Consider the following 26856-nt stretch of genomic DNA (forward strand, 5'->3'; position numbering starts at 1 on the left):
TACGTATTAATTAGCCTGACTTTCAGGCTAATTAGGTTTTAATATTATGGCGGCTCCTCGTACTGTTCCCACTTCTCGGCTTTCTCGCTTTGCAAAATTAGGCTCACTCGCAACAGGTGTTGCTACCAACATGTTAGTTGATGGCGCTAAGAGCGCGTTAACGGGTAAAGGTTGGGACAATAAAAGCTTACTACTACAACCTAAAAACATTGAAAAACTAGCCACACAGCTATCTCATTTACGTGGCGCAGCAATGAAGCTCGGGCAATTACTTTCAATGGATGCCGGTGATTTACTTAGTCCTGAATTGGCTCAGTTACTTGCTTTACTACGCTCAGACGCGAATCCAATGCCTCATAAGCAGCTTGTTGAAGTGTTAAAAGAGCAATGGGGGGATGAGTGGCTAGCGCGTTTTTCTCATATTGAGTTAAGACCTTTTGCAGCGGCTTCTATAGGGCAAGTTCATTTAGCTTATAAAGAAAATGGCGATCAGCTTGCTGTTAAAATTCAATACCCTGGTATTGCTAAAAGTGTAGTAAGTGATGTTGATAACGTTATTTCTTTATTAACGATTTCTCGCTTATTGCCAAAAGATCTTAATATTAAACCACTTATTGGTGAGGCTAAGGCACAGTTATTAGCTGAGGCTGATTATAAGCGGGAGGCTCAGTACTTAATACGTTATAAAAATGCATTAGCAACTAATCCCCACTTTAAAGTACCCAACGTATATCCAGAGCACAGCACACAACACGTGCTAACTATGGAATATATAAAAGCAGAACCTATTGAGAGCATTACAGAGCTACCAGATAGTCAAAAAAGCTTTGTTGCAGAGCAACTTATTGATTTGTTTTTTAAAGAAATGTTTGAATTTAAATTAATTCAAACCGACCCTAACTTTGCCAACTTTCATTATCAGCTTGATACACAAAAAATTGTTTTATTTGATTTTGGTGCAACGCGAGAAATATCAACCGAGCTTAGCCGCGCTTATTTAGCTTTATTTAAAGCGGGTAGTGAAAACAACAGAGAAGGTGTACTTAGAGCGGCTTCACACATTGGTTATTTTAAAAATGACTTATTTGAGGAGTATAAAAACAACGTCATTGATTTATTCTTAATGGCGTGCGAGCCACTGAGAGCAGAAGGGGAGTTTGATTTTAAAAATAGCGAACTCGCGCTCAAAATTAAAAATGCAGGGCTTGCTCTTAGTGGGCAATCTCAGCAATGGCATACACCGCCCGTTGATGCGCTATTTATTCACCGAAAACTTGCAGGACTTTATTTAATTGCCGCAAGGCTAGGTGCAAAAATAGATGTAAAAACGCTATTTCAGCACTATTTATAGCGTTTTAATTTACACGTAAGTGCATTTTAAGTAATGAGTGCACTTAATGTATAAAATTGCCATAATGCTCGCGATATTTCGCGAGGTGCATTTATGATAAAACAATTTTTAAACGATCCTAAATTATTGCTAAACGCAGTAGGTGAGGGCATATACGGTTTTGACCTGTCGGGTAATGCGGTGTTTGTTAATCCTGCCGCTGAGCGCATGACAGGCTGGCGAGCAGACGAGTTATTAGGTAAAAAAATACACCAATATCATCACCATACTCATGCTGATGGCACACCTTATCCCGCTGATGAATGCCAAATATATTGCACCATGTTTGACGGAAAACGTCGTGAAGTTAAAAATGAAGTTTTTTGGCGTAAAGACGGTAGCTCATTTGCAGTGGAATACACCTCAACACCTGTTTATAAAAATGATGAGTTAATTGGTGCTGTAGCGGTATTTCGCGACATATCACTGCAACAGCAAACACAAAATGCACTGCAAGAGGCACTTGAGCAAGTAAAGCATTTAAGTGAGCAGCTAAAAGATGAAAACAACTACTTAATTGCAGAACTTAACGAAGATTGGCAAGACTCAGGGCTAGTTGGACAAAGTCATATATTTCAAACCATGTTAGATCAAATAAAACTGGTAAGTGAAACCGACAGCACAGTGCTTATACTTGGCGAAAATGGCACGGGTAAAGAATTAGTAGCTCGTAATTTGTATCGACTAAGCAAGCGTAGCGAACAAGCTTTTATAAAAGTAAATTGCGCCGCATTTACCCCAAGTTTGCTAGAATCGGAACTTTTTGGCCATGAAAAAGGCGCGTTTACAGGTGCAAATGAACGCCGTAAAGGGCGTTTTGAACTTGCTGATAAAGGCACCTTGTTTTTAGATGAAATAGCAGAGCTTCCACTTGAGGCGCAAAGTAAATTACTGAGAGTCCTGCAGGAACAAGAGTTTGAACGTGTGGGTGGCAGCAATACGCTAAAAGTAAATATTAGAGTGATTGCAGCGACTAACCGCGACCTGTGGGAAATGGTACAAAAAGGCGCGTTTAGAATTGATTTGTATTATCGGCTTAATGTATTTCCTATAAAAGTACCCGCCCTTAAAGATCGAAAAGAGGATATTCCTTATTTATGCGCTAATTTAATTGCGCAGATAAATAAACGACTGGGTAAACACTTAAAAGGGCTAAGTAAAAAAGCAATTACACAGCTGCAAGCCTACAATTGGCCAGGCAATATTAGAGAGCTGCAAAATGTACTTGAACGCGAAGCTATTTTATCTAATCAGGCGATACTTCAGCTAAGTCAGCCTTTGCAAGCGGGTGGTGAAGTAGTTATTAACCCTTCACTTACGCTTGATGAGGCCCAAAAGCAGCATATAACCTCTGTTCTCGCGTTATCGCACTGGCAAATATCAGGTGATAAAGGGGCAGCAGTTAAATTGGGCTTACCTGAGAGTACACTACGCTCAAAAATGCGAAAGTTAGGGATTGCTAAAAATTCGTGATATATCGCGCAGCGCGTTTAATATCACGAATTTTATTTTACTGCGTTGAAATAAACTGTTTAATATCAATGATGTAAATAAATTTTCAGCTTGGTCTGAAAGTTGCAAATACTTGCATAATACCCGTCATTATGAAGCAAGTACTATGAAGTTTGATATTAAAGAAGAAGACATGATCATTAAGCCCTATAACACCGAAGGGCCAATTTATATCCGCGAGCAAAAAGGATTTTTTCAGCGCATACGCCGTAATTTAGGTTGGCTGTTAATGCTAACTTTTATTGCAATACCGTGGATCCAATATAACGGACAACAAGCTGTGCTGCTTGATGTGGCAACGCAAACTTTTACTATTTTTAGTCTAACACTCCTTCCTCAAGATTTTATGATTTTAGCCCTGCTATTTATGGTGGGGGCTTTTGCATTATTTTTTGTAACTAACTGGCTTGGTCGGGTTTGGTGTGGTTATACGTGCCCGCAAACTATATGGATGCTCATGTTTTCGTGGGTAGAGCAACGCATAGAAGGCACTCGAAATCAGCGAATTAAATTAGATAAATCACAGTGGACGCTAAGCACTTGGCGCAAAAAAATAACTAAGCACAGTGCGTGGATTATTATTTCAGTTTTAACCGCCACCTCGTTTATGGCATATTTTATTCCGGCAAAAAGTTTGTATATGGAAATGCTTACGTTTGAGTGGTCAGGTATAACGAGCTTTTGGGTGTTTTTATTCGCTTTTTGTACTTATGGCAATGCAGGGTTTTTACGCGAAAAAATGTGCACTATTGCTTGCCCGTATTCTCGTTTTCAAGCTGTTATGTTTGATAAAGATACGTTGCTTGTTACATATGATAACGAGCGAGGTGAAAGCCGAGGACCACGTAAACGCAAAGCTGATCTAAAAGAGCTTAACTTAGGTGACTGTGTAGACTGTAACTTGTGTGTAGAGGTATGCCCTGCAGGAATAGACATTCGAAATGGATTGCAATATGAATGTATAAACTGTGGCTTATGTATTGATGCCTGCGACGATACCATGGAAAAATTTGGTTACGAAAAAGGCTTAATTAAATACGCGAGTGAAAAACAAATGGAAGGTAAAAAAACCAATCCATTTAGATTAAAGCTAGTAGGGTACGGCGCATTAACAGCTTTGTTAATCATTTCTATGTTTGCATGGATGCTGCAACGTACACCAATAGAAGCCTCAGTACTACGAGATAGGAATGCGCTTTATAGAGTGAACTACGAGGGCCTTGTAGAAAACCCTTATACACTTACTATTATTAATAAAACGCAGCAAGCACTGCATTACAGTATTGCCATAGAGGGTTTGCCAGGGGCTACGCTCTCAAGTCCGAGAGCTACGCTTGTACAGCCTGGGACGATGAAAAGAGTCCCCGTTACTGTAACAGCCGATGGTTACGATATTGAGCGTAAAGTGAGTAAGTTACAATTTATTGTAACAGCGCAAGAAAACGCCAGCATTACGATAACCAAAGACAGTCAGTTTTATAAAAACTAAGATTGATAAAGCAAGGTCAATTATTTTATATCAGTTGGCCTTGCTTACTTTTTAAGTTGTGAGAAATAAACTGTTTAGCGCTATCTAAATCGGTAAATAGGCACTCACTAAAATTAACGTTTCTTTTTGCACACTCTAAAATGCGCTTCATTTGATTTATAGCGATAGCTGATGTGAGTACAAACGCGCTACTTAGGCAGTTGTTTGCTTTCATTAAATGGCTAATATCTATCATTTCTTTTTCTGCCTCAGGCGTTGCAGCCAAAACATCAAAAGAATCACTAATATAGGCCCAAGGCTGATTTTTGAGTGACTTTATTTTTTCGCATAGTTCAATTTTAAACGCACGAAGAAGCCCTGAGGTGATGTATCCCGAAAAGTGAGCGATAACAACGTTATTTTCAGTATAGAGGCTTACCTGTCCATATTTGTTTTTAAACCCCAATGTATACTCCTTGAATTTGAGGGAAGGCTAACCTTATACCTTTAAATTCAATAAAACCAGTTCTTTTGGGTTGTTTTTTGTTATCAGGTTGTTTCTTTTTTTTGGCGGGTACTTAATTTAATGAGTACCCGCTCCTGAACAGTGGTTAATCTTTTGTAGAGGTTGTAATGTAATTTAGCGCGCTCGTTATAACGGCTACTTGTGCCAAAATACATTCTTCATCGGTGGCTGTTGGGCTATCTGGGTACACTTCTGTAGTAGTTACATAGGGTGCATCAGTAAAGCCCATACATAAACCTAAATCGCGTGCTGCATAGTTAATCACGCCAAATTGCTCTTGAGGTACGCCTATTAGCTGGTTATTTTCATCGCTCGGTGCAATATGAGTTACCTTTGCAACGCTTTCTATAATGACTTTTTGAAACTCCGGCTCAGGCTTTTTGGTATCTGCAACTAAATAAAACCCGTCAGGTATGTTCCAGTTAGTATTTGTAGTGCCTTCACGCGCAGCGAGTGCGGGTCTAAATTCACTGTTATCGCTATCTGTTGTTTCGTGTAAATCAATATGAGCGATTAAGTCAGTACCTAATGATTTTACAAACGCCATAATAGCGGCTGATTCTTGAGCTGGGCTACCCTCGTAAAATGAGCGATTAGGATCAATAGCGTCTGGGTTCCAGCGGTTTATAGTCTCATATCCCCAAGGGCTAATGCAGGGGGCAACAATAATATTAAACTGTTCGCAATATTGCATAGCCGATGTTTTAGCAAACCTAAGTGCGCCATGTACGCCACTGGTTTCGTAGCCATGTACACCACCGGTGATTAAAACAGTTGGTTTATTAGCATTAAAGTTAGGCGTTTTTAATATATATAATGGGTAAGTGCCAGCGGTGTAATTAAGCTCGCCGTATTGCTCTATATCTAAGGTGCTCTTAAGGTCATTAATTAGCGTTACGACTTCGTTTTGGTAACTGCGTTTAATGTTTTGGCGTGTTAACCACTGGGCTTTATCGTTGTTATTCCATTTTTGTCCAGATGTGCCAATAGGGTATGTGCTGTTAGTCATAATAAACCTTTATATCAATTGTTATTAGCTTTCCTATAAATAAGGAGGGCAATTACAATTGGTAGAGTTACTTAATAAAGGCGTAGCTTAACGCTGAGTAAATTAGCGTGCAAATTAAAACGTTAAAGTCATATTTTTTATAGCGCGCGATTGCTGGGATTTAATATAGCTTTGGTTTGCGTATTCACCCGAAATACTACCGAATCGATCGCGTTTCACACTAATTGTTAAACCACACGTTTTACTTTTATCTACTTGCGAGCTGCTAAACATATCTAAACTTTGCAGATCTATTTCAAGGTGCGAAGTGTTAAGCGCAAAAAGCGTTGATTGTAAAAGTGTTTCATTATTATTGTTAGTGCAGCTACTGCTCAGTTCTACTTGGCTAGTACTATTAGGATCAGTGCCATCTAGCTGAACTGTAAGGGGACTATTAATATCAAAATTTTGATTGTTACTTGGGGTTAAAATAATAAAATTTAAAGGCAACTCCACGCTCGAATTAGCATTTATACCATCGTCCCGTTTAAATTTTATATCAAACTGTTGGTTATCGTCAGTGGCGTTTATATACGCTTGGTAATCAATGTCTAAAAAGTCGGTATCTTTTGTAAGTACAATAGCAGTGCTATCAACAACAGCTTGTAATGAGTCGCTATCGCTTAAAACAATGTTAGAGCCATTAGCATCGCCTGCATTTAGTTCTGCGTTAACACGCGTGCGGTTACCGTCAGAAACTAGTTCAAAACCTGCCCAAATACCTTTTGTTTTTACTAAATCCGACTCTGTTTCTGACGTGCAAGCGCATAATGCTAAAATTAAAGCCGTTGTGGTAATGCATTTTTTAAGCATGTTAGCTCCTTTAAACCACTTAATTAGGCTGTAAATAATTGTTTAATTGGGGATATACCTAACAATTATATGAAGTGTAAGTTTGTATATGTGCATTGTTACACAACACGCTATCTATAAATGTTTAAATTTGTTAATGGTTGTAAATAAAATATTAATCATCAGATTTAAAAACTAACTTACCAATTGAATTGTTTACTAAGTAAGCACCGATTTAGCGCTAAATGTATTACAAAAGAGTATGTTACAATTAAGGTAAAGCATATCTTCATATTGAGTATTATGGCGCAGTATATTGCTACTCCAAGTTGGCTAGGCCGTTTTTTTACCCGTATTAAACACGTAGCTATTGAACAAGAGCGCCTTGTTGTGCATTTTAGAGGTGCTCCCGAACGGACATTTTTAATTAAAGACTTTTATAATTACTCAATACTTAAAAACCGTTTATTTAGCGCCAAAATTAATTTGTGCGACAGTAGTAATACATCAATTAGCTTTTTAAACAAATCACAAGCGAACGCTTTAAATACGGCCCTTAACACGCGGTTTTCAGCCCTGCTTGAGCAAAAGGTAAATAACGCAAAGATTTCGCTCAAGCGTTATGCTTTAGATGAGTTTTTACGTGATAGTTCCGTAAAAACACTTAATAATGATGTGTTTTTGCTTACCAAGCAGTACGCTAAAAGTACAAGTGTGTGGCAACAACACTTATCGCCAAGTAGTATTAAATTTTTAAATATATTGAGCACTACGCCCAATACTCACGATGCAATTGCACAGTTGCGCCATAAATATGAAAAAAAACAACTAACTCTTAAAAATGACTTTTTTAATCAAGTAGAGTCAAATCCATTAACAACAGAGCAGCGCTTAGCGGTAATACGCGATAACGATAAAAATTTAGTATTAGCGGCAGCAGGCACAGGTAAAACATCTGTGATGGTAGCAAAGTCTTTAGATTTAATAGCATGCAATATTACCAAGCCTGAGCAAATTTTGGTGCTGGCCTATAATAAAACAGCAGCAAATGAGCTTAAAGAGCGCTTTATTAAACGCGCCACGCATGCAAAATTGCATACCAAAGCACCCACTATTTTAACATTTCATGCGCTTGGGCTTAAATTATTACAAAGTGCTAAAAAGCCAATCGAGTTGTCAAAATTTGCAACTGACCCAGTTCAATTAAATAGTTGGTTAACTGGGTGGGTAAGTAAAAAAATACAAACCGAGCCACAGTTTTTAAAAGCATTTGTAGATTTACTCCATGAGCCGATTGATATATTTAGCTTTAAAGATAATGCACAGTACGAGCGGTACGTACGCGATAACGAATACCGTAGCCTTGCGGGTCATAAAGTAAAAAGTTATCAGGAGGTGTTAATTTCAAACTGGCTACATTTGAATTGCGTACCGCACAGTTATGAGGTGAATTATCACTTTAGCCAAGGCGCAGAGTTAAGTGGGCAATACCAACCAGACTTTTATATACCTCAATATGATATTTACCTAGAGCACTTTGGCATTGATAGGCAAGGAAATACACGTGCCGATATAGATAAAAAACACTATAACGAGCAAATTGCATTTAAGCGCAAACTGCATAAACAAAATGGCACCACCTTACTCGAGACCTTTCATTACAACTGGGTAGAAGGAAAGCTAGAGCAAACCCTCACAAAGCAATTAAAGCAGCATAATGTTGAATTAACACCTTTAAGTAACGATGAGATTTTTCATACATTAAATAACTCAGGGCAGTTACAGCAAGGGATTGATAAGTACATAAAATGCTTACAAGCTATTCGGGTAGAGCAATTAAGTAATAAGCAAATAGCACTGCGCATTAAGCAAAGCGGTATTAAAAATTACCAGCAATATGCAAACTTGTTAGTACAAATTCATGATGCTTATATAAATGAACTAAACGCGCAAAGTGCCATTGATTTTGACGACATGATTATTCAAGCAACAAAGGCGATAGTAAGCGGAGATTTTAATATTGTGTGGAGCCACATTTTAGTTGATGAGTTTCAAGATATATCAAGCGCGCGTATGGCTTTCATAAATGCCATATTAAAACATGGTAACGGAATACGCTTTACTGCGGTTGGTGATGACTGGCAAGCAATTTATCGGTTCTCGGGTGGTAATTTAGCGCTTACTACACGCTTTAATGAATTAGTGGGCAGCCACTCACTTACTATGTTGCAAAAAACATTTAGATATAACAATAGTATTAGTGATGTAGCAGGGCGTTTTGTAATGCAAAACCCTGAGCAATATAAAAAGCAGATCAGCACACATACACAAGTAACCACACCACAAGTTATTTTATTAGACGATTTATACCAAGGTACTAAATCGATAGAAATGAAAGTACAACAGAGCATAAGCACTATTCAAAAAAATGATGCATCAGCGAGCATTGCCATACTTAGTCGATATAGATACATGTTAAATAGCGTGCAGCAGCATTTAAAAGATAAAAAGCATACAAACTCTCTTTATTTTTGGACATTGCATAGTGCCAAAGGGCTTGAAGCCGATTACTGTATTATTATTGGTTTTGAACAAGGTAAATTAGGGTTTCCTAGCGATAATCAAAATAATGTGCTGGTGGAGGCGTTATTACCAGAGCAAGATGAATTCACTCACTCAGAGGAAAGGCGTTTGCTTTATGTAGGTATTACTCGCGCTAAACATAAAGCGTATTTAATTGCAGACCCTTATGCATGCTCAGCGTTTGTAAAAGAATTAGTAAATGACAATTATCCCATTCAAATCGCTTCAACGTTGTTTAATAAGTCGCAACTAAAGCAAAGAGAGTGTAGTACGTGCAGCGACGGTTTAATAGTGCCAAAAACGGGTCAATATGGTGATTATTATAGTTGTACTAATACGCAAATTTGCGAAACTAAATTACGAGTGTGTAAAAGCTGTAGTGGCCCATCGATTGATAAAAACACGTACTCACAATGTGTGAATACAGAGTGTAAAACGCAGCACCCAATTTGTGAAAAGTGTGGTCGCGAAATGCGTAAACGCAAATCTAAGCACGGTGAATTTTTAGGGTGCAGTGGTTTCGCTCTTAAAGAAGATAACTGTAAAAACACACGAAAAATGATTGTTTAACGGCTAACAGGTAGGTTTACACTTGTCTATTTTATAGAACTATGTAAATAGAAATTACATTCATTAGATTGATTTTAACAAGCTATCAATGTCTAATAGAAGAATGAGCTTTAACTGTTGTTTATTATGCATTTTTTCAATAGATTCTTTTTATTAAATGACCATTATTCAGCCCCTGGTCAGGTTGCTAATTGGCGAATAAGTGCACTGCGCATTATTCTATCATTAGTAATGGTGTTATGTTTTGCTGTGGCGTGCCACACGTACACAAGCGCTATTGAATTTAACTTAATTTATATTGTTGTATTAACAAGCAGTTTTCTTGCTACTGCATGTGGTTTACTTATAGCAAGTAAGCGTTTTTATCACTTTAGCGCTCATGCACTTTTAATAGCCATTGTAGCTGCTAGCGTGTCAATGAACTTATTTTTAACAGACCTAGAGCTTGCTAAAGTGGGCTCTATGTATATGTATTCCTGCCCGATAATAGCACTTATGCTACTTGGTTATAGAACAGCCCTTGCTTATGGCGTAATAAATATTGCGCCGTTTTATATGATCATCAATAACGTTGATGTCTCGGGTTTAACGGGCATAGCTCAACAACTTCCCGACGCTGACTTATACATTACAGGGCTTATATTTTTATTTTTTAACATTTGTATTCCCCTTGCTGTGGCGCGCACAATTGTGGCTGCTAAGCGTTTAAACAAAACAATGATAAGCGCTAATACACACCTTAAAGATAAAAATGAGCTTTATCGAAGCCTGTTCACCGAATCAAATAAAGCCAAAATTATTGTTGACGAAAATCTTGTCATTACTGATTTTAATCAACATGCTATTGATATGTTTGGTATAAAAAAAGAATTAAAAGAAGGAAGCGTTAATCTTTCTCATTTATTTCCGGCCTTAGTCTTTGACGACTCTAATGCTCAAAATAAAACTGTGAAGTACAAAAAAAGTTATTTTAAAGCCAGTTATCAGCAAATAACAATGAGTACAAACTACCGTGTATACGACTTTTACGATTGCACGCAAGAGCAGCTCATTAAACAAAATTTATCGATGATGGAACAAGAAAATAAACGTTTACGCTTTAGAGACTCGCAAACCAAACTACCTAATAGAGAATGGTTTGAGCTGCAATGCGACAGATTAACAAGCAAATACCAAAAAGGTTTTTATATCGTTGTTGCGCAAAGTGCAAATAGTGAATACTTAAATTTGAAGCTCACTAAAGCCGACTCTCAAGCATTACTTATTAACGCGTACAAGCGTTTAAAAGCGATGCCAGATGGGCCCCTTCTGTGTGCTCATATAGGAGTAGGAAAGCTTGCTTTTATAATTGGCGCAAACTCGCAAAACGAGCTAGAAGATAAGCTATTAATGCAAATAAAAAATACATTAGATAAAACATATAATGTATTTGGTACTAAGTGTCAGCAATCATTTTTATTTGGTTTTGCAAAGTATCCTGATCATGGAAAAAACAGCGCAACAGTACTTAGCAATGCATGCGAAGCACTTAAACTAGCAAATTGTAATATGGCCCTTAGTGGTTATAACGAAAAACAATCACAAGCTTTTATCGAAAAATACGAAATTTCAATGTTATTAGATGAAGCGCTTCAGCAGGGCGATTTGTCGGTGCACTATCAACCTAAAGTAGATGCAACGGGTCAATGTATAGGGCTTGAAGCCTTAGCGCGTTGGAACAGTCCAATACTGGGTAATGTGTCGCCAGTGGTATTTATTCCTATTGCCGAAGAATACAGAATGGTTAGTCGGCTAACCGACCTGATTATTCAAAAGGTGTGCGCTCAAATTGCCGATTGGACCAAGGCGGGTTTACCGAGTGTGCCGGTGGCAATAAATATATCTCTAATTGATTTTAGCCAAACCGATTTTATGTCAAAACTGGTTAAATACCTTGCCGACTTTAACGTAAAGCCACCTCAAATTGAGTTAGAACTGACTGAAACCTCTCTTGAGGCAAACCAAGCGCATTCGCTAAAGCTTATGCAAACGCTGCAATCGTGGGGTTTTACTATTTCGGTCGATGATTTTGGGGTAGGTTATTCTAATATTGCACGCCTTGCCGATTACCCTATTAACAAGCTCAAGTTAGATCGCTCATTAATAAGCCAAGTAACGAGCTCTACGCGTCAAAAAAGTTTAGTTAAAGCGGTGCACGTTATGTGTGAAGAGCTTGATATTAAGTGTGTAGCCGAAGGAGTAGAAACCCAAGAGCAAGTAGCAATAATGACGCAAATGGGGTGTAAAGAATTTCAGGGCTTTTACTTTGCGAAACCAATGCCGGCCGAAAATTTTGCAGAGCATGTTAGCCGCCATGGCTTAGTGTTTAACCCTAAAGAGATGACGGCTCAACTTTAAATGTATAGCGGGTATTTTACTACCTAATTACAGAGCTGTTGGGCGTTTATGGTTATTTCGCACTGATGAATAGCCTCAGCTCCCCAATGCTGTATATCTGATTGAGCAGTACAGCCTGCATCTTCAATTAAAGCAGTATTGGCATCACATAAGAGTAGCACTGCGTTATCATCTTGTACGTTTACAATAAGCGTGTATTCCCCAAAGGGTGCAAGTTTGCTTAAATCGTTATTAACAGCAGCTTTTAATAACTCATCAGTTGTTGAATAGGATGTTTCACTAAATTTTAATGTGCCATCAACGGCTGTAGCAATATCTTTTAATTGCGAGGCTAAGTCTGCCATCGCTTCTGGATTGTTATTTTTTGAAGTGTAGCAACCGCTAAGTAATACTATGAGGCTTATACAAAGTAAGTGTTTCATTTTATTTGCTCCATACCGTCATCGTGTTGTGTTCATCGTAGCCTGTATCTAGGTTCCAATTTTTAATTGCACTGCAATCAGTATCTAAAAATACGGCATTGGCAATAACGGTTATGTAGTGCTGAATATTACTAACGGCAAAGTCAAAAATATCGTTGTAATGCATAGGCTCGTGCGGCGTTTTTAGTTGTTCAATAAAAGTGGAGTCTACTTCGTTTGGGCGAGGATAAAACAAACCTAAATCAGCAGCAACATGGCGTGCACAGGCAAATAATCGATAGCTTTCTTCAACATTATTTACTACAAGCTGAAAACCGTTATGCCATGAATTAAAGTTAGGAGCGTGTTGTGCAGCGTAGCTTGGGTGAACCGTTAATAAAGCATGTTGCCAAATTTTTGCAATATCGGTATCAAAATTATCGTCTTTGTTAGTACAAGATCCAATATTTTGTTGCACGCGGTCAGCATAACCTAACTCACCTAAATTTAAACGCTGCCAAATAAATGCATCTTGGTTCATTTCGCAGGTACGGTGCGCCGTTTGATTTTGCTCATACGGGCCTACTTTTAATTCAACAACCGGATGCACCGTTATATCCGCAGCAACATGGGCCATATAACCGCATAACCAAGCAAAACACTTTTCAAATGCTTCACTTTCAAGTGTTTTGCAGTATTCAATCATGGCTTTAAGTAAATCGCCTGTGTGCTCATAGTGCATTAGGTCGGCCCACGCATTTTGGCTAGGCTGCGCTACTGCTAAGTAAGGATAATCGGGGGCTACACAGCCTAGTTCAAGGTATGCTTGGCGTTGGCTTAAAATAAGTTTTGCCTTTCTAGGCATATCCATTTTAGCGAGTGACTTGGTTTGCGTTGCAATATTAACGGCAGTGATGTGCGCAAAAGCACCTGGCATTGTCATATCCTTATGATTTATAAATAGGGGGGCAGATTAACATTGAGAGGGGGTTAAATAAAGCCAAGTGAAGTGCTTGTGAGTGTTTAAAAGAGACTAAATTAACTGTTCAATTAGTTGTCCATCTTCGTACAGCTTAGCATATTGACGTTTATGTTCTTCAAACAAATAGGCGCGTAATTGCTCTTGTCCGCTATGAATCTGAGTTATTTTTGCTGCAATCCCTAGGCTACTTTGCCTAACGGGTTCTACATCTATCGATATGCTTTCTTTGTTGGGTAAGGTAAAGCTCATGTGCTGTAATTTTTTTAAGCTCTCTCCACTTTTTAATGGTTTTAAAAATATTCCAGTACTGGAAATCGATTCAATATTAAAACCTTGGCTTTTAATATTTAGCTCACTCCAGCGCCAACTACGTTGAGTGCCCTTTGTATCAATTACTTCTGGTGCGCTCAAAGTGGGGTTAATTACACCTAACTCATCAATTTTTAATTGCAAGGGAAACCAAAGTTGGTAATTAGCAACTTCAGCAAGCAAAGTTAGATTAGCGTGGGTAAAAAGGTGAGCAATACTCGCGGGTATAGAGCTTTTCATTGTAAGCATATGGTCGCGAGGGGAACGTTGTTTTGTATTTGGTTTGAATAACTCAGCAAAAAAATTTATCTCTTCATTAGAGAAGTCCATATTTCACCCCAGTTACATAAAATAATTCACCACCGTAATTTAAACAATGAATTTGATCAATAAATGCTCTGTTTAAATTTGTTTAGTTAATATTTATAAGGGCAAGCATGTAAACTAAACAATTTATTTAAATGAAGTGCTTAACGCTATCGCTTTTCAGGGGGCTTGAATTATTTAACATTTATAAAAATATATTTAGGCTCAAGTGGCTAGCTGTTAAACTGCAACACATTAGTTTTATAATTTATATTAGAGTTTACATTATGATATGTGCATTTTTACGTGATCAACAGCCGAAGTTACTAGGTATGTTAGTGGCATTGTTTGGTGTTGGATATTCAATAAATGCAGTGGCTCAAGAGCAAAACCAAACTTTAATTTTAGTGGGGTCAGAGCTTACTACCTGTACTAGCGAAAAGCTTAACAATTGCCAAAAAGAGACTGCTATTGATGGTAAGTCACATAATTTATATGCTGTTAGCAGCGCTCAAATAAAAAACATCACGCAGCATTGGCCTAATAATAACGTTGAGGCAAAAACGGCTGTATTAAAAACACTTAAAACCTTGCTAGGTAAATCGTCAAATAGTGTATCTAAAACAGATTTATTATGGCTATGGCGCGATATAAATAACCAGCAATTAGAAAGCCTGACTCAGCAAGAGTACAACTTTGTATTTGATATGCTAGAAGTGCCGCTACTTGATAAAAACGGTGAGCGCTTAAAAGAGCAAGTAAATACCGATTTTAATATTGAGGTCGCGACTAATAGTATTTTACAATTTGTGTCGGGCAGTTTAAAAGTTAATAACGCAAAACCCACCATGCTTGCTATTACGGCATCGAGCCGCGACCCTTATGAGTCGGCAGATGTAGCGCAGAGTCTTTTAGCACAATCAAATATAAACACTCAATGGTTAGCACTAACGCCAGCACTTGCTAAAGCGATTACGAGTAACTCGTGCGATGAATTACCCGCTCTCAGAAATACATTAATGAATGTGTATAACCGGGAAGCAATTTATCCAGAGTACACAAAGGCCGAATACGCTTTATGCAAAAGTGGCACTAATGCACTTGTATCACTTATTAAAAATAGTACCGGTGTGATGTTTAATAGCGGTAATGCAGCATTAACTCACAAGGTATTATTTGATCAAAACAATAATCCATACCCGTGGACGCAAGCATTGCAAACTCGCCCAGTAATTGTAGGTGAAGGCGCGGGCGCAGCAATCCAAAGTAAAGTGACGGGCATGCTTACAAATACGACAAGCCTTGAGGCACTTCGCAAAAATGAAAATAACACTAATGCTGGTGGGCTGGGCAGTTTTAACTTTGGTGTACTAGATACTCAATTTAGCGAACAAAACCGTACATTTAGGCTTGCAGCAGCGTTAAATAAAAATGAAGTAAAAAAGACTAAAGCAGAGATTCAACATGGTTTTGGTATTGATGAAAATACGGCTTTGGTTGTTATTAAATCGCCAGAAGGCAGTTTAATAACCGTAATAGGCAAAAGTGGTGTAGTGCATTTAGCTAACCAAGGTAAAGCACAACCTGAGAGCAAGAGCTATAGCTACTCGTATTGGCCTACAAGCAGTGTAATTGAAATTACCAATAACACGTTTACTCTAAGCAAGCGCACAATAGATGAAGCGTTACCCGCTATAAAAATACCTCCACTGCCAGTGCAGCGTTTTGGCTCAATTTTAACAAATTCAAAACTGCGATCACTTACTCAAGCTATGTGCCTAAGCCAAGAGCAAAGTGCGGTAGCTCAACAAGATGAGTTTATAATTAGCCTTACAGTAACGAGTGACACGCAATATCATCGCGTTAATGCAAAAGAGTTTGGTTGTGCGCTGAGCAATTTAGAGTTAGCTATAAAGTCTATTTAGTTACTAACCTGAGCCAAGGGTTTAAGTTTTTGGCTCTTCTCTATAAAATAGCCACCATAATGATCAAGGCCTTACTAAAAGAGTTTTAAAATGAATAATGAAAATGACGTAATTGATACTTTAGCCGAACTAGAAAGCTTTTTAATAGATGTCGAAAACGGTGGTTTTGGACTTAAAGGTGTTGCCGGTGTTGGTATGGCTACTAATAACAAAGATGGCAGCCGTTTTGTTGCTGTGTTTGACGATAATCAAAAGCTACTTTTAGCACGCATGATTACAGAAGACGTATTCCAAACAGGGCAAGACATGGTACGAAATGGTGTAGGGCGCAAGCACTAATATTAACTTTACTGAATAACGCCACTGTAAAATGCGTTATTCAGTAAGTATTTATAAATCAAAGTATTGAAATTAAAAGTCCATTTCCCAATCTAGTTGGCACCATGGGTGCTCGTCATCAGCTAATATACTTTGCAATGTAGCAGCCGTATCATTTATTTTTTCAAATAAATCATGGCTAAAATTAAAGTCAGGGTTTGGCTCGCTGTACGTTTCTTGAGTTGTAATCTTTTGCCATATACCCCGACCAACTACATAACTAGTTGCATATTCTTGCCAGCTAATAAATAAGGTTTGTGCCAGTTTTCCAATAGGCTTAAGGTAATGCCATGCTTCTTCTTCGGTTAAAAAATTGACGCTAACACCACAACGACATAAAAAAGCATAGCGGCCAATATCAAAAGCTCTAATACCACAACGAGCCAGTGAGAATTTATGTATTCCTGCCCAGTCCGACATAATACCTATAGGCGTATTTTGATAGGCAGTAGATTTATTCTCAATGTAGTATCTTGCTAATAAATCATTTCTGGTGAGTTCAGCCATACAACTCATGAAAACTTGGCTATTTGATGTGTTATAAAAAACATTTAAAGTTTCAATTAATTCTTCTTTTGTTGTAACGCCATAAGCATTATCTAAAATACTTAAATTACCGTTAGCAACTGACTCGTCAGTGTAGTTTTTATTGTGATGCTTTAAGGTATTCAATGAATAGCCATTTTGCATTGAAAGGTGGCCTGAGAGGCTAATAAGCCATAATTTTTGTTCTGGACTTAAGGTCGCATCATCCGTAATTACACAAGGTACTTCACTTTGATTGTGCATCTACAATCTCCTTTGTTGTTTGCAGTTTTAGGCATATATCATTGTAATTAGGATGCATTGGTTGTCCATGTTCAACGAGCTTTTCACAACACTCCACTGCAAATTCAAGTGAGTATATCCCAAGCCTCTGATGTCCGTATTTATCTGCGGCTAATATTAATATAGGTATTGCTGCATCATATTGCTCTAAGGCAGCTAGCGATCGCCCTTTGTAATAGTAGGTTTGAGGTAAATTAGAAAACTCGCTAATCGTGATGTTTGCGAGCTTAATACAGGTATCAAAATCATCTATATCAAAAGCTATGTGAATAAACTTTAAGCTCCAACTTGGTTGGTGTGTGATTTTTGGCATAGCTTGCTTAATCGCATAAATAGCGGCTTGTTTTATTTGCTTCACAATCGCTTTATCTTCGAAGTTTGCCAATTTAGCCATTAACGCATGTAGCATTGCCCAAGCATATTGCTGTTTATAGTCTAAATCAGCATAGAGGGCGTAACCCATGGGTTTATTGGGTTTTCCATCATGATCAGTCGCTGGAAGATCTAATGTTTTGAGTTCTAATTGTGAGTATATATTCTCTTGTACAGAGCCTAGCACGCGAGGGGTTTTATAAAACTTGTTAGGAGATGGTTGTATTTTTTTTGCGATAGTTTCCATTATCAAATTGAAATCAATTGAGTCTGGGCAATATATAAATAAATCAACCAGTAGTGGCCAAGGATCTATCTGTTTTTGTAAATGTAGATTCATAAAGGCGATAAAAACGTCAAATGCTTCATCTAAGCGTTCTAGCTTAGCAAGGCATAAAGCCTGTAAATAATTGCAATCAGCTTGAAAAATTAGAGGGTATGTTTGAGTCGTTATTAAGGCATCTTGGTAGCGACCATTTTCAAATTGTAACGTCGCTATTTTAAGAGCGTTACTTTCCTCATTTTTTTTAAGATCATTTATGTAGTATCGACGGGCGATAATCAAAGCAGAGCGAAGGTCTATATCCTCAGGGCTAGTATAAAAATAAGAGTTTAAATACGTATATGCTTTTTCATAATTTTTAAGGTGCAAATAACACAGACCAATCTCTTTAGTCATATTCATCGCATAAAAACTTTTCATAAGTTCTCGCTGCGCAAGATAAATAGTGAGTGCTATATCATAGTTTTTAAGCTTAAATTCTGCGTGTGCTTGTAAATCTCGCAGCTGATCTATGCTTGCATCTGTAGGCTCTGGCAATGAGGCAAGTAACTTACTAACTTCTGTGTATGCACCCAATGTCCATAAATAGTTAGCAACATAAAGATAAAGTGATTCGTCATTATAAAATGCCAAATTGATTCGCTGCATAAGCGTAATTAGCTGCTCAGCTGTAAGCTTAGAATATATACATTGCTCTTCTATTAAGTTACGTAACTGAAGATGCTGCTGCAGTTGTTCAAAGCTGATATTGTGATCAATGTTAGATAGGGCATCGATTCGCAGTGGTAGGCTCTGAATATAATGATGCAGTGCAATAGCAAGTTCACGGTAGTGATTATTTTTATTGGTTACTAACTCACTAGAGATTTTCATACTCTCATCTAAAAATTTAAATACCGTGGCAGATAAAAAGTAATTCTCTGAAAAGAAATCAATTAAAGTAAATGAGACTTGCTGACTTTGATCGACATCCCAAAATAATGGCGACGAAAATAATAACTTCCATTGTTCAACATCGCTGCGAGATAACACATTACAATATAATTCATTGAGTGCTGCTTGCAGCTCTGAAATAGAGCGAACACAATTTAACTCGATAGGTTGAGGCTTAACTATTTCAACTTCTGTAGGTGCGGGAGAGGGCTCTTTTTCATCAAAAAATGACTCGTTAATAACGCCTTTTTTTTCGTGCTCATCTTCAAATACTTGATTGGGTGCTTTGTCTTCATTTTTAGCAGGTCGTTTAGCCTCTTTAATAGCTAACTCATATGCTTTTCGTAAATCTTTAAACTCTTCGGGAAACTCTGTTGGCGATGTTTTTTTTAGAATCTCTGTATAAGCGAGTTTAATAAGGCGTTTATCTGTTGTGGCTTCAATGCCTAATATTTTCCAATGGTTCATTACTTCACTCTTTATTTAATGCATGTAATTTTTTAACTGAAACTATTTTTTATTAGTTAACTTTAATAGTTAATTTTAATAACTAAGATAGCGCTTTATATTTTCGATCATACGCTCTATTTTGTGGTTATCGTGTGTTTCTAACACTTCCATAAATTGACCAATCGCCTCGCCAATCTCTCGCCTTTTATCGCCTAGATTTTCTTGGAATAGACGCTCTAACTTTGCTTTAAATGCAGTATTTACAAGTTTGTCTTTAGGCAAAACCTTAAGTGCATTAAGTCGTGAAAAACGTTCACGTAACTCACTTTCATTCAAGCTTTCTTCATTTTCGCCTAGATAAGTGCGGTATTTTTTGTCACTTGCAACATTAGTTACTTCAACTTCAAGTACACCATTAAGATCGTAGGTATATGTTAAATATAACTCTTGTATTATATTTAACGGCTCAAGATTTATTTCTAAATCGCCTAAAAACACATTATCTTTAGGGAGATAATGTTCACCCTGATAAATTTTAATGAGTACTTTTTCTTGTTCAGGGTGAGCTGAATAAACAGAACGAGTTTCGCTGACAGGAATCGTCGCGTTACGTTCTATAATAGGCAAAAACTCAGACTGACCATGTTTGTTGTTTACCTCCACGCCTAAAGTGAATGGGCAAACATCAGTCATTATTACGTCTTTCAATTCTTTAGCACGTGCGCTCATACCTGCCTGAATTGCAGCACCAGTAGCGATAGCATGGTCAGGGTTATATTGAGTTTGCGGTATGCGTGAAAACACACGGCTAATTTGCTGTTGAAAAATAGGCATACGCGTAGCGCCGCCAACAAGAATAAGTCCATCAACGTCTTCAAGTGTTAAGTCAGCGTCAGACATCGCACGGTTAATAGGAAACTTAATTCGCTCAATTAACTCGCTACACAATGTACGATAATCTTCCAGAGTGAGGGTATATGAATAAGTTTTTTCTTTATATTCAAAATTAAAGCTGGCTGTTGACTCGTTAGTTAATTGGCACTTTAAACGCTCGCACAACGACCAAATATTACGTAGTTCACTATCTGAGAAAAAACCTTTGTACAAATCGTTTTTCTTATAAAGATCTTCTTCAATAACGTTCGTAAAGTCGTTACCGCCTAAGTAGTTATCACCCGATGAGGCGTGTATTTCAAATATGTCGTTAAATACCTCAATAACCGACACATCAAATGTACCGCCACCAAGGTCCAGTACTAAGTAAGTTTGCTCACAGTCTTTATTATCGAGCCCATAAGCGAGTGCTGCGGCTGTGGGTTCATTAAGTAGTCGCTCAACTTTAAGGCCTGCAAGTAAAGCCGCTTGTTGCGTTGCTTGGCGTTGTTTATTGTTAAAATAGGCAGGTACCGAAATAACGGCTTCAGTAATAGGCTCTTGTAAATAATGTTCGGCTTGCTCTTTAAGGCTTTTTAATAAAATGGCTGATAGTTCAGTTGCGCTATAATCTTGCTCGCCCAATGAAAAGGTTTTATCAGTGCCCATAAAACGTTTAAATTCACAAATTGTGTGTGCGGGGTGGGTTGCTAATCGATCCCTAGCTGCTTGGCCTACAAGAATATAATTGTCTTCCGACAAGCCAACAATTGAAGGAACGAGCACATTACCCTCCATATCTGGAATTAACTTAACCGCGTTATCTTGCCATATTCCCACTACGCTATGAGTTGTACCGAGATCTATCCCTATTTTCATTTTATTTCCCTTACTGAATGACTTAAATCATCGCTATGCTAAGTTACTTAATACAGAGCCTTAAATTCAACTTAGTTTTACATCGATGCCATTATACAGTTTAATTAAAAACCTATTATTAATATCTGATTGAAAATTATACGCTTAACTTTATTTTATTAAAATAGGTAGCGGTTCTTGATGAGAGCAAAGAGGTCTTTAAAAGAATACATATTGGAGAGGTGCAAGCAGATTAGTATTAAGGTTGATAACAAAAAAATATGGATCTAGATATAGAGTATTATCGAATTACTGGAAGTAAAGTTTACTGATGGTTGGGTTTAGATTAACGAAGATTGTTACTTTTAAGGGAATTAATTGGTCGGTATGGAGAGATTCGAACTCTCGACCCCTGCCACCCCATGACAGTGCGCTACCAAGCTGCGCCACATACCGATTTGTATGCAATAGTACGTGTATTTTTTTAAAAATCAATAAGCGATTGTTTGTTTGGGTGTTTATTACGCAAGAGACCTAAAAAGGCACTCTTGCGGTGTATTAATTGGCTAGTCTTTATTTAACCACTTTTTGATCGAGTCATACATCTCATCTCGTATTAATGGCTGAGCTTTTTTGTTAGGGTGTAAACTATCGTTTTGCATTAGCTCAGGTTGACCAGCAACATCGAGCATAAAAAAGTTCATTAAATGCGCATTTGTTTCTTCGCTAACGCGTGAGAAAGTGTCTGTAAACATTTTGCTGTAACGCGGACCGTAATTAGGGGGAATGTAAATCTCCATTAAGGCGGTCATCGCATTAGCTGCTTGGCTTTTTTGAATAAGAGACGTTAAGTTTGTTTGCATTTTTTTGACTGGAAAACCACGTAAACCGTCATTAGCACCTAGCTCAATAAGTACATGAGTGGGTTCGTATTGCTCAAGCAATGCATCTAAACGACGTAGGGCTCCACCAGATGTTTCGCCACTAATACTGGCGTTGATAAGTTCAATGTCGGTTTGTTCGTCATCGTATTTATCTTGTAACAATTTTACCCAGCCTTCTTCTTGTTGAAGTCCGTAGGCTGCACTTAAACTGTCACCGAGTATTAAAATCGTGTTGTCGGCTGCTGCGCTCAGCGGTTTGATAACTAAAAATAAAATGAATACTAAACGAAGGATTGAATGAGTCATATGTCAGCGCTTTCTCAATTAAATATAATTCAGGTTAATGGTTTGTCTAAAGTAGTCTCTACCTTTGAAGGTGAGCTGCCCATCCTCAGCGACATCAGCTTTAATGTCAAGCATGGCGAGTCTGTTGCTATTGTTGGCACGTCGGGCTCTGGTAAATCAACGTTACTCAGTTTATTAGCAGGGCTGGATACCGCAAGCAGCGGCGAAATATTTTTAGATGGCGAGCCATTACACAATTTAGATGAAGAAGAGCGTGCTGCACTGCGCGCGGCTAAAATTGGATTTGTGTTTCAATCGTTTATGTTAGTACAAAGCTTAACGGCACTTGAAAACGTTATGCTACCAGCAGAGCTTGCTGGCGAAAGTGATGCAAAAGAGCAAGCAATTGCATTACTTGAAAAAGTAGGCTTGAGCCATCGAATTGATCATTACCCGTCGCAACTCTCTGGCGGTGAACAACAGCGTGTTGCTATTGCGCGAGCATTTATTGGTACACCTAAAATATTGTTTGCTGATGAGCCTTCGGCTAACTTAGACAGCAAAAACGGTAAAATGATTGAGTCGTTATTATTTGATTTAAACACGCAACACGGCACTACGCTTATTTTGGTTACTCACGATGAAGGGCTTGCACAAAAATGTGAGCACATTATTCAAATAGAAGCGGGTTTACTGGTAAAAAGCCAAGTAGAGGACGTTGCTAATGTGGGTTAAGTTAGCGCTTAAGTTATTTTCGCGAGAATTTCGCCGTGGTGAGCTAACAGTTATAAGCGCAGCTATCGCCCTTGCTGTTTTAACCGTGCTTACACTGTCTATGGTTACTGAGCGAATAGGGCAAAGTATTGCGCAAAAAAGCAGTGCTTTTATTGCAGCAGACCGTGTACTTGCAAGCGACCATGTTCTGGACACTGCTTTTATTACTAAAGCACAGAGCCAAAATTTAAAAACGGCGCAAATGGTGTACTTCGACACTATGTTGTTTGCCGATGATGAAATGCAGTTTAGCTCGGTAAAAGCGGCATCTAGTGCGTACCCGTTAAAAGGGCAGTTAAAAGTTAAAGATACCTTAACAGGTGAAACTAAGGTTGCTAATAGCGGACCAACGCCTGGTAATGTGTGGCTAAGTGAATCAGTATTTTACAGTCTAAATATTGATATAGGCGCGCAAGTAGAGCTTGGCGCTGCATTATTTAATGTTTCAAAAGTTATTGTAGAAGAGCCCGATGCGCCATTTAATGTATTTTCGAGCAGCCGCCGCGTGCTTATTAATATTGACGATGTGGCAAAAACCGAAGTTGTGCAGCCAGGTAGTCGTGTTTATTATCGCCAACTTTATGCAGGTAGTGAGGCCGATATAAATAGCTTTTACGAGTGGCTTAAACCACAAATGAAAGAAAACCAACAATGGTACGGCGTTAAAGACCGTCAATCACCTATTTCAAATAGTTTAAACCGTGCAGAGAGCTTTTTATTACTTGCCGGCCTATTAGGTATTATTTTAGCCGCAGTGGCTATAGCCGTTTCAGCAAAACGTTATTGTGAACGCCAATACGACCCAGTAGCGATGATGAAAACGCTAGGCGGTAGCCGTTCAATGATCCGCAAAATATACATGCTCCATTTATTGCTTGTATGTGCAATGGCGGTAAGTATTGGGCTGTTAATTGGTTATGGCTTGCAAGAAATAGCAACAAGTTACTTATCAAAAAGTATGGGCACAGAGCTACCTTTAGGTGGCTTTAAACCTTGGCTGGTGGCTATAAGTACTGGCGTAATTTGTGCCGTTATGTTTTCTATTAAACCGTTATTTGATTTATTTGATATTCCACCGCTTAGAGTGCTGCGCCGTAACTTAGGTGACAAGTTGGCAGTAAGTCGTGTGCATTTAGGCATGAGTGCGCTAACTGTGTTTTTATTAATGTGGTTATTTAGTAACAACATAAAAATAACGCTTATTTTGTTTGCCTCAACGCTTGCGCTAATTGGTGTGTTGTTTTTGATATCTAAATTAATATTTGGTGGCGGTCGAAAATTAGGGCTTAAGCCAGGTAACAGTTGGTCGCTTGCAATTGCATCTATTCAAAAGCGTGCAAATGTGAACGCGGTACAGTTAATTAGTTTTTCGTTAGCGATTAAATTACTGCTGTTTTTAGTGGTACTTAAAAACGACATGATATCTGATTGGCAGTCGCAACTTCCTGCCGATGCGCCTAATGCGTTTTTAGTTAATATTACGCAAAATGAGCTTGAGCCAATTAATGAATATTTAGCTCAAAAAGATATTCAAGTATCAGAGTTTTATCCCACTATTCGTGGGCGCGTAAATGCGGTGAATGGCGAGTTGGTAGCACGTTCAGTATCGCTGCAAGACAACGAGAAAAAAGACGAAGAAGCACGTGCAGGTATTGGCCGCGAGCTAAATCTTACATGGCTTAAAGATGTGCCTGACCAAAATGAAGTAACACAAGGCACGTGGTTTGGTGAAAATGCGATGGCTGAAGCCTCAGTAGAGGAGTCGATGCTTGAGCGTTTAGATGTTGAGATAGGCGATACGCTTACATTTTTAATTGGTTCGCAGTCGTTCGATGCTAAAATCACCAGTGTGCGCAAAGTTAATTGGGCCACGCTTAAACCTAACTTTTTTATTATTTTAAGCCCAGATGTACTTGCAGATTTTCCGGCAACGTATATTTCGTCGGTACGTATAAATCCAGATCAAAAGTGTGACTTTAGCCAGTTATTGCGTACTTACCCTACTATTACAGCGATTGATATTGATAACTTTGTTAAGCAAATACAAACAACTATTTCGCAAGTATCACTCGCTATTGGCTTTGTACTTGCAATTGTTGTGCTGTGTGGCGCGCTTGTACTTATATCGCAAGTGCAAGCTAGTTTAGGTGAGCGTATGCAAGAAATTGTCATACTGCGAACGCTTGGCGCTAAAAGCCGATTAATTAAAAACGCGACCTTGTACGAGTTTTTATTACTCGGCGGTTTAGCTGGCTTAGTTGCTGCATTTTTTAGTGATATAGCGCTTTTAATTGTGCAGCAACAAATGTTTGATTTAGCAGGTAAGTTACATCCGCATATATGGATTATTGGTCCGGTAGCTGGCGGTGTATTTGTGGCTGGTTTAGGCTATTTAATGATTGCCCGAACACTTAAACAAAATACCCAAGGATTAGTGCGTGCCCTAGGGTAAGCTTAAACTAACATGCTCCTTCAAATGCCCACCTAACACGTGGGCATTTTTGTTTTTCTTTGTACTGGTAATTTATACAGTGCTCTGGCATTATTAGCGTAATTTAAAAATAATAACAATGGAGTGCTGTTTGGCCATTATTTTAGGGATCGATCCTGGTTCACGTTTGACCGGATATGGCGTTGTTGCCCACCAAGGTTCTAAATTTACATACTTAGGCAGTGGTTGTATTAAGTTAGCCGATCATCCTTTTCCGGTTAGGCTTAAAATGATCTATCAAGGCATTACACAGCTTATTGAGCAGTTTTCGCCAGAAACCTTTGCCATTGAAAAAGTATTTATGGCGCATAACCCCGATTCTGCTTTAAAGCTTGGCCAAGCTAGAGGCGCTGCTATTGTAGGTGCTGCAATGGCCGACTTGCCCGTATTTGAATACTCAGCTAGGCAAATTAAGCAAGCAGTAGTAGGTAACGGTGGCGCTGATAAAACTCAAGTGCAACACATGGTAAAAAATATTTTAAAACTACCAGGTACGCCACAGGCCGATGCAGCTGATGCACTCGCTATTGCGATTTGCCACGCTCACTCAGAACAAAATTTAATTAAACTAGCGGGTAGCGCAAGCAAAATCGTTAGAGGACGTTTAAGGAAATAACTATGATAGGCCGCTTAAATGGTATTTTAGTCGAAAAACAGCCACCAGAAATATTACTCGAAGTAAGTGGTGTCGGTTACGAAGTACAAATGCCAATGACCTGTTTTTACGATTTACCAAAAATTGGTGAAAACGCGATTGTTTACACCCACTTTGTAGTGCGTGAAGATGCTCAATTATTATTTGGTTTTAATAATAAAGTTGAACGCGCCTTGTTTAGAGAGCTATTAAAAGCAAATGGCGTTGGGCCAAAACTTGGCTTAGCTATTTTATCGGGCATGTCGGCAAAGCAATTTGTAAGCTGTGTAAATAACGAAGACTCAACGTCGCTAGTTAAATTACCGGGTGTAGGTAAAAAAACAGCCGAGCGTTTAGTACTCGAAATGAAAGACAGATTAAAAGATTGGGGTAATGATTTATTTACGCCATTTAGCGACAGCGCAGTAATAGAGCCAATGAGCGATGCGACAATAGCTAATAACGCAGCCGATGATGCCGTATCGGCACTGCTTGCATTAGGTTATAAATTGCCACAAGCTCAAAAAGCAGTAAAATCGATAAGCAAACCCGATATGTCTACTGAGGTTCTTATTAGAGAATCTTTAAAATCAATGTTGTGAGT

Annotated in this window: 21 protein-coding genes and 1 tRNA gene; 11 read left to right on the plus strand and 11 right to left on the minus strand. The window is 38.3% G+C overall.

The window, feature by feature from the left end; translation table 11 throughout:
* Window positions 1-46: 46 nt before the first annotated feature.
* The 3 genes from I6E72_RS00080 (at window position 47) to ccoG (ending at window position 4391) form a co-directional block, all read left to right on the plus strand.
* Window positions 47-1351, plus strand: a complete 1305-nt coding sequence (locus I6E72_RS00080; RefSeq protein ID WP_165722354.1) for an ABC1 kinase family protein — start codon at window positions 47-49, stop codon at window positions 1349-1351.
* A 93-nt stretch (window positions 1352-1444) separates the two neighbouring features.
* Window positions 1445-2863: a sigma-54 interaction domain-containing protein gene (locus tag I6E72_RS00085; RefSeq protein ID WP_197110726.1), complete on the plus strand. Its 1419-nt coding sequence runs from the start codon at window positions 1445-1447 to the stop codon at window positions 2861-2863.
* 145 nt (window positions 2864-3008) lie between these two features.
* Window positions 3009-4391: a cytochrome c oxidase accessory protein CcoG gene (ccoG, locus tag I6E72_RS00090; protein ID WP_197110727.1), complete on the plus strand. Its 1383-nt coding sequence runs from the start codon at window positions 3009-3011 to the stop codon at window positions 4389-4391.
* A gap of 25 nt (window positions 4392-4416) precedes the next feature.
* On the opposite strand, the gene I6E72_RS00095 is transcribed toward ccoG, so the two are convergent.
* From I6E72_RS00095 to I6E72_RS00105, 3 genes are all read right to left on the minus strand, one after another.
* Window positions 4417-4836: a hypothetical protein gene (locus I6E72_RS00095; protein ID WP_169060058.1), complete on the minus strand. Its 420-nt coding sequence runs from the start codon at window positions 4834-4836 to the stop codon at window positions 4417-4419.
* Window positions 4837-4981: 145 nt separating this feature from the next.
* A complete protein-coding gene (locus tag I6E72_RS00100) occupies window positions 4982-5905 on the minus strand; it encodes a M14 family metallopeptidase (RefSeq protein WP_197110728.1) in 924 nt (307 codons plus the stop codon).
* Window positions 5906-6019: 114 nt separating this feature from the next.
* Entirely contained in the window at window positions 6020-6757 is a 738-nt protein-coding gene (locus I6E72_RS00105) for a hypothetical protein (RefSeq protein WP_197110729.1), read from the minus strand.
* Window positions 6758-7039: 282 nt separating this feature from the next.
* Between I6E72_RS00105 and I6E72_RS00110 the strand changes: the two genes are divergently transcribed.
* Together I6E72_RS00110 and I6E72_RS00115 are read left to right on the plus strand one after the other, a co-directional pair.
* Window positions 7040-9889: a UvrD-helicase domain-containing protein gene (locus I6E72_RS00110; RefSeq protein ID WP_197110730.1), complete on the plus strand. Its 2850-nt coding sequence runs from the start codon at window positions 7040-7042 to the stop codon at window positions 9887-9889.
* A 126-nt stretch (window positions 9890-10015) separates the two neighbouring features.
* Window positions 10016-12286: a putative bifunctional diguanylate cyclase/phosphodiesterase gene (locus tag I6E72_RS00115; RefSeq protein WP_197110731.1), complete on the plus strand. Its 2271-nt coding sequence runs from the start codon at window positions 10016-10018 to the stop codon at window positions 12284-12286.
* A gap of 23 nt (window positions 12287-12309) precedes the next feature.
* Here I6E72_RS00115 and I6E72_RS00120 read toward each other — a convergent pair whose 3' ends face one another.
* The 3 genes from I6E72_RS00120 to I6E72_RS00130 all read right to left on the minus strand — a co-directional run bounded on the left by I6E72_RS00120 (window position 12310) and on the right by I6E72_RS00130 (window position 14308).
* Complete coding sequence (locus I6E72_RS00120; protein WP_165735422.1) at window positions 12310-12708, minus strand: hypothetical protein; 399 nt, start codon at window positions 12706-12708, stop codon at window positions 12310-12312.
* Window position 12709: 1 nt separating this feature from the next.
* Window positions 12710-13624, minus strand: coding sequence for a zinc dependent phospholipase C family protein (locus I6E72_RS00125; protein WP_197110732.1), 915 nt, complete (start codon window positions 13622-13624; stop codon window positions 12710-12712).
* Window positions 13625-13720: 96 nt separating this feature from the next.
* Window positions 13721-14308, minus strand: coding sequence for a hypothetical protein (locus I6E72_RS00130; protein WP_101216589.1), 588 nt, complete (start codon window positions 14306-14308; stop codon window positions 13721-13723).
* A 263-nt stretch (window positions 14309-14571) separates the two neighbouring features.
* On the opposite strand from I6E72_RS00130, the gene I6E72_RS00135 reads away from it, so the two are divergent.
* Window positions 14572-16209 (plus strand): cyanophycinase, encoded by a 1638-nt coding sequence (locus I6E72_RS00135; protein WP_197110733.1) that lies wholly within the window; start codon window positions 14572-14574, stop codon window positions 16207-16209.
* A 90-nt stretch (window positions 16210-16299) separates the two neighbouring features.
* Entirely contained in the window at window positions 16300-16548 is a 249-nt protein-coding gene (locus I6E72_RS00140; protein WP_007580368.1) for a hypothetical protein, read from the plus strand.
* Between the two features lie 72 nt (window positions 16549-16620).
* Here I6E72_RS00140 and I6E72_RS00145 read toward each other — a convergent pair whose 3' ends face one another.
* The 5 genes from I6E72_RS00145 to I6E72_RS00165 all read right to left on the minus strand — a co-directional run bounded on the left by I6E72_RS00145 (window position 16621) and on the right by I6E72_RS00165 (window position 22374).
* Window positions 16621-17376 carry a DUF1266 domain-containing protein gene (locus tag I6E72_RS00145; protein ID WP_197110734.1) on the minus strand — a complete coding sequence of 252 codons (756 nt, stop codon included), beginning with the start codon at window positions 17374-17376 and terminating at the stop codon, window positions 16621-16623.
* Window positions 17360-19471 carry a CDC27 family protein gene (locus I6E72_RS00150; RefSeq protein WP_197110735.1) on the minus strand — a complete coding sequence of 704 codons (2112 nt, stop codon included), beginning with the start codon at window positions 19469-19471 and terminating at the stop codon, window positions 17360-17362. Before I6E72_RS00150 ends, I6E72_RS00145 begins: the two co-directional genes overlap by 17 nt.
* 75 nt (window positions 19472-19546) lie before the next feature.
* On the minus strand, window positions 19547-21205 hold the full coding sequence (locus I6E72_RS00155; RefSeq protein ID WP_197110736.1) for an Hsp70 family protein: 1659 nt from the start codon (window positions 21203-21205) through the stop codon (window positions 19547-19549).
* A 358-nt stretch (window positions 21206-21563) separates the two neighbouring features.
* Window positions 21564-21640: transfer RNA gene (locus I6E72_RS00160), tRNA-Pro, on the minus strand.
* Between the two features lie 110 nt (window positions 21641-21750).
* Window positions 21751-22374 (minus strand): arylesterase, encoded by a 624-nt coding sequence (locus tag I6E72_RS00165; protein ID WP_197110737.1) that lies wholly within the window; start codon window positions 22372-22374, stop codon window positions 21751-21753.
* On the opposite strand from I6E72_RS00165, the gene I6E72_RS00170 reads away from it, so the two are divergent.
* The 4 genes from I6E72_RS00170 (at window position 22375) to ruvA (ending at window position 26854) form a co-directional block, all read left to right on the plus strand.
* Window positions 22375-23088, plus strand: coding sequence for an ABC transporter ATP-binding protein (locus I6E72_RS00170; RefSeq protein WP_008137049.1), 714 nt, complete (start codon window positions 22375-22377; stop codon window positions 23086-23088). It abuts the gene before it with no gap.
* Entirely contained in the window at window positions 23078-25579 is a 2502-nt protein-coding gene (locus tag I6E72_RS00175; protein WP_197110738.1) for an ABC transporter permease, read from the plus strand. Before I6E72_RS00170 ends, I6E72_RS00175 begins: the two co-directional genes overlap by 11 nt.
* 130 nt (window positions 25580-25709) lie before the next feature.
* On the plus strand, window positions 25710-26234 hold the full coding sequence (gene ruvC, locus I6E72_RS00180) for a crossover junction endodeoxyribonuclease RuvC (protein ID WP_024612128.1): 525 nt from the start codon (window positions 25710-25712) through the stop codon (window positions 26232-26234).
* 2 nt (window positions 26235-26236) lie between these two features.
* Window positions 26237-26854 carry a Holliday junction branch migration protein RuvA gene (gene ruvA, locus I6E72_RS00185; protein WP_002960647.1) on the plus strand — a complete coding sequence of 206 codons (618 nt, stop codon included), beginning with the start codon at window positions 26237-26239 and terminating at the stop codon, window positions 26852-26854.
* Window positions 26855-26856: the final 2 nt, after the last annotated feature.

This window comes from Pseudoalteromonas sp. NSLLW24, from assembly GCF_015864725.1.
GTDB classification, from domain to species: Bacteria; Pseudomonadota; Gammaproteobacteria; order Enterobacterales; family Alteromonadaceae; genus Pseudoalteromonas; species Pseudoalteromonas arctica.

Excerpts from the sequence above, each read along its gene's own strand:
- I6E72_RS00080 (WP_165722354.1), top strand. The coding sequence starts at position 47 with ATGGCGGCTCCTCGTACTGTTCCCACTTCTCGGCTTTCTCGCTTTGCA.
- I6E72_RS00085 (WP_197110726.1), top strand. The coding sequence starts at position 1,445 with ATGATAAAACAATTTTTAAACGATCCTAAATTATTGCTAAACGCAGTA.
- ccoG (WP_197110727.1), top strand. The coding sequence starts at position 3,009 with ATGAAGTTTGATATTAAAGAAGAAGACATGATCATTAAGCCCTATAAC.
- I6E72_RS00100 (WP_197110728.1), bottom strand. The coding sequence starts at position 5,905 with ATGACTAACAGCACATACCCTATTGGCACATCTGGACAAAAATGGAAT.
- I6E72_RS00105 (WP_197110729.1), bottom strand. The coding sequence starts at position 6,757 with ATGCTTAAAAAATGCATTACCACAACGGCTTTAATTTTAGCATTATGC.
- I6E72_RS00110 (WP_197110730.1), top strand. The coding sequence starts at position 7,040 with ATGGCGCAGTATATTGCTACTCCAAGTTGGCTAGGCCGTTTTTTTACC.
- I6E72_RS00115 (WP_197110731.1), top strand. The coding sequence starts at position 10,016 with ATGCATTTTTTCAATAGATTCTTTTTATTAAATGACCATTATTCAGCC.
- I6E72_RS00120 (WP_165735422.1), bottom strand. The coding sequence starts at position 12,708 with ATGAAACACTTACTTTGTATAAGCCTCATAGTATTACTTAGCGGTTGC.
- I6E72_RS00125 (WP_197110732.1), bottom strand. The coding sequence starts at position 13,624 with ATGCCAGGTGCTTTTGCGCACATCACTGCCGTTAATATTGCAACGCAA.
- I6E72_RS00130 (WP_101216589.1), bottom strand. The coding sequence starts at position 14,308 with ATGGACTTCTCTAATGAAGAGATAAATTTTTTTGCTGAGTTATTCAAA.
- I6E72_RS00135 (WP_197110733.1), top strand. The coding sequence starts at position 14,572 with ATGATATGTGCATTTTTACGTGATCAACAGCCGAAGTTACTAGGTATG.
- I6E72_RS00140 (WP_007580368.1), top strand. The coding sequence starts at position 16,300 with ATGAATAATGAAAATGACGTAATTGATACTTTAGCCGAACTAGAAAGC.
- I6E72_RS00145 (WP_197110734.1), bottom strand. The coding sequence starts at position 17,376 with ATGCACAATCAAAGTGAAGTACCTTGTGTAATTACGGATGATGCGACC.
- I6E72_RS00150 (WP_197110735.1), bottom strand. The coding sequence starts at position 19,471 with ATGAACCATTGGAAAATATTAGGCATTGAAGCCACAACAGATAAACGC.
- I6E72_RS00155 (WP_197110736.1), bottom strand. The coding sequence starts at position 21,205 with ATGAAAATAGGGATAGATCTCGGTACAACTCATAGCGTAGTGGGAATA.
- I6E72_RS00165 (WP_197110737.1), bottom strand. The coding sequence starts at position 22,374 with ATGACTCATTCAATCCTTCGTTTAGTATTCATTTTATTTTTAGTTATC.
- I6E72_RS00170 (WP_008137049.1), top strand. The coding sequence starts at position 22,375 with ATGTCAGCGCTTTCTCAATTAAATATAATTCAGGTTAATGGTTTGTCT.
- I6E72_RS00175 (WP_197110738.1), top strand. The coding sequence starts at position 23,078 with ATGTGGGTTAAGTTAGCGCTTAAGTTATTTTCGCGAGAATTTCGCCGT.
- ruvA (WP_002960647.1), top strand. The coding sequence starts at position 26,237 with ATGATAGGCCGCTTAAATGGTATTTTAGTCGAAAAACAGCCACCAGAA.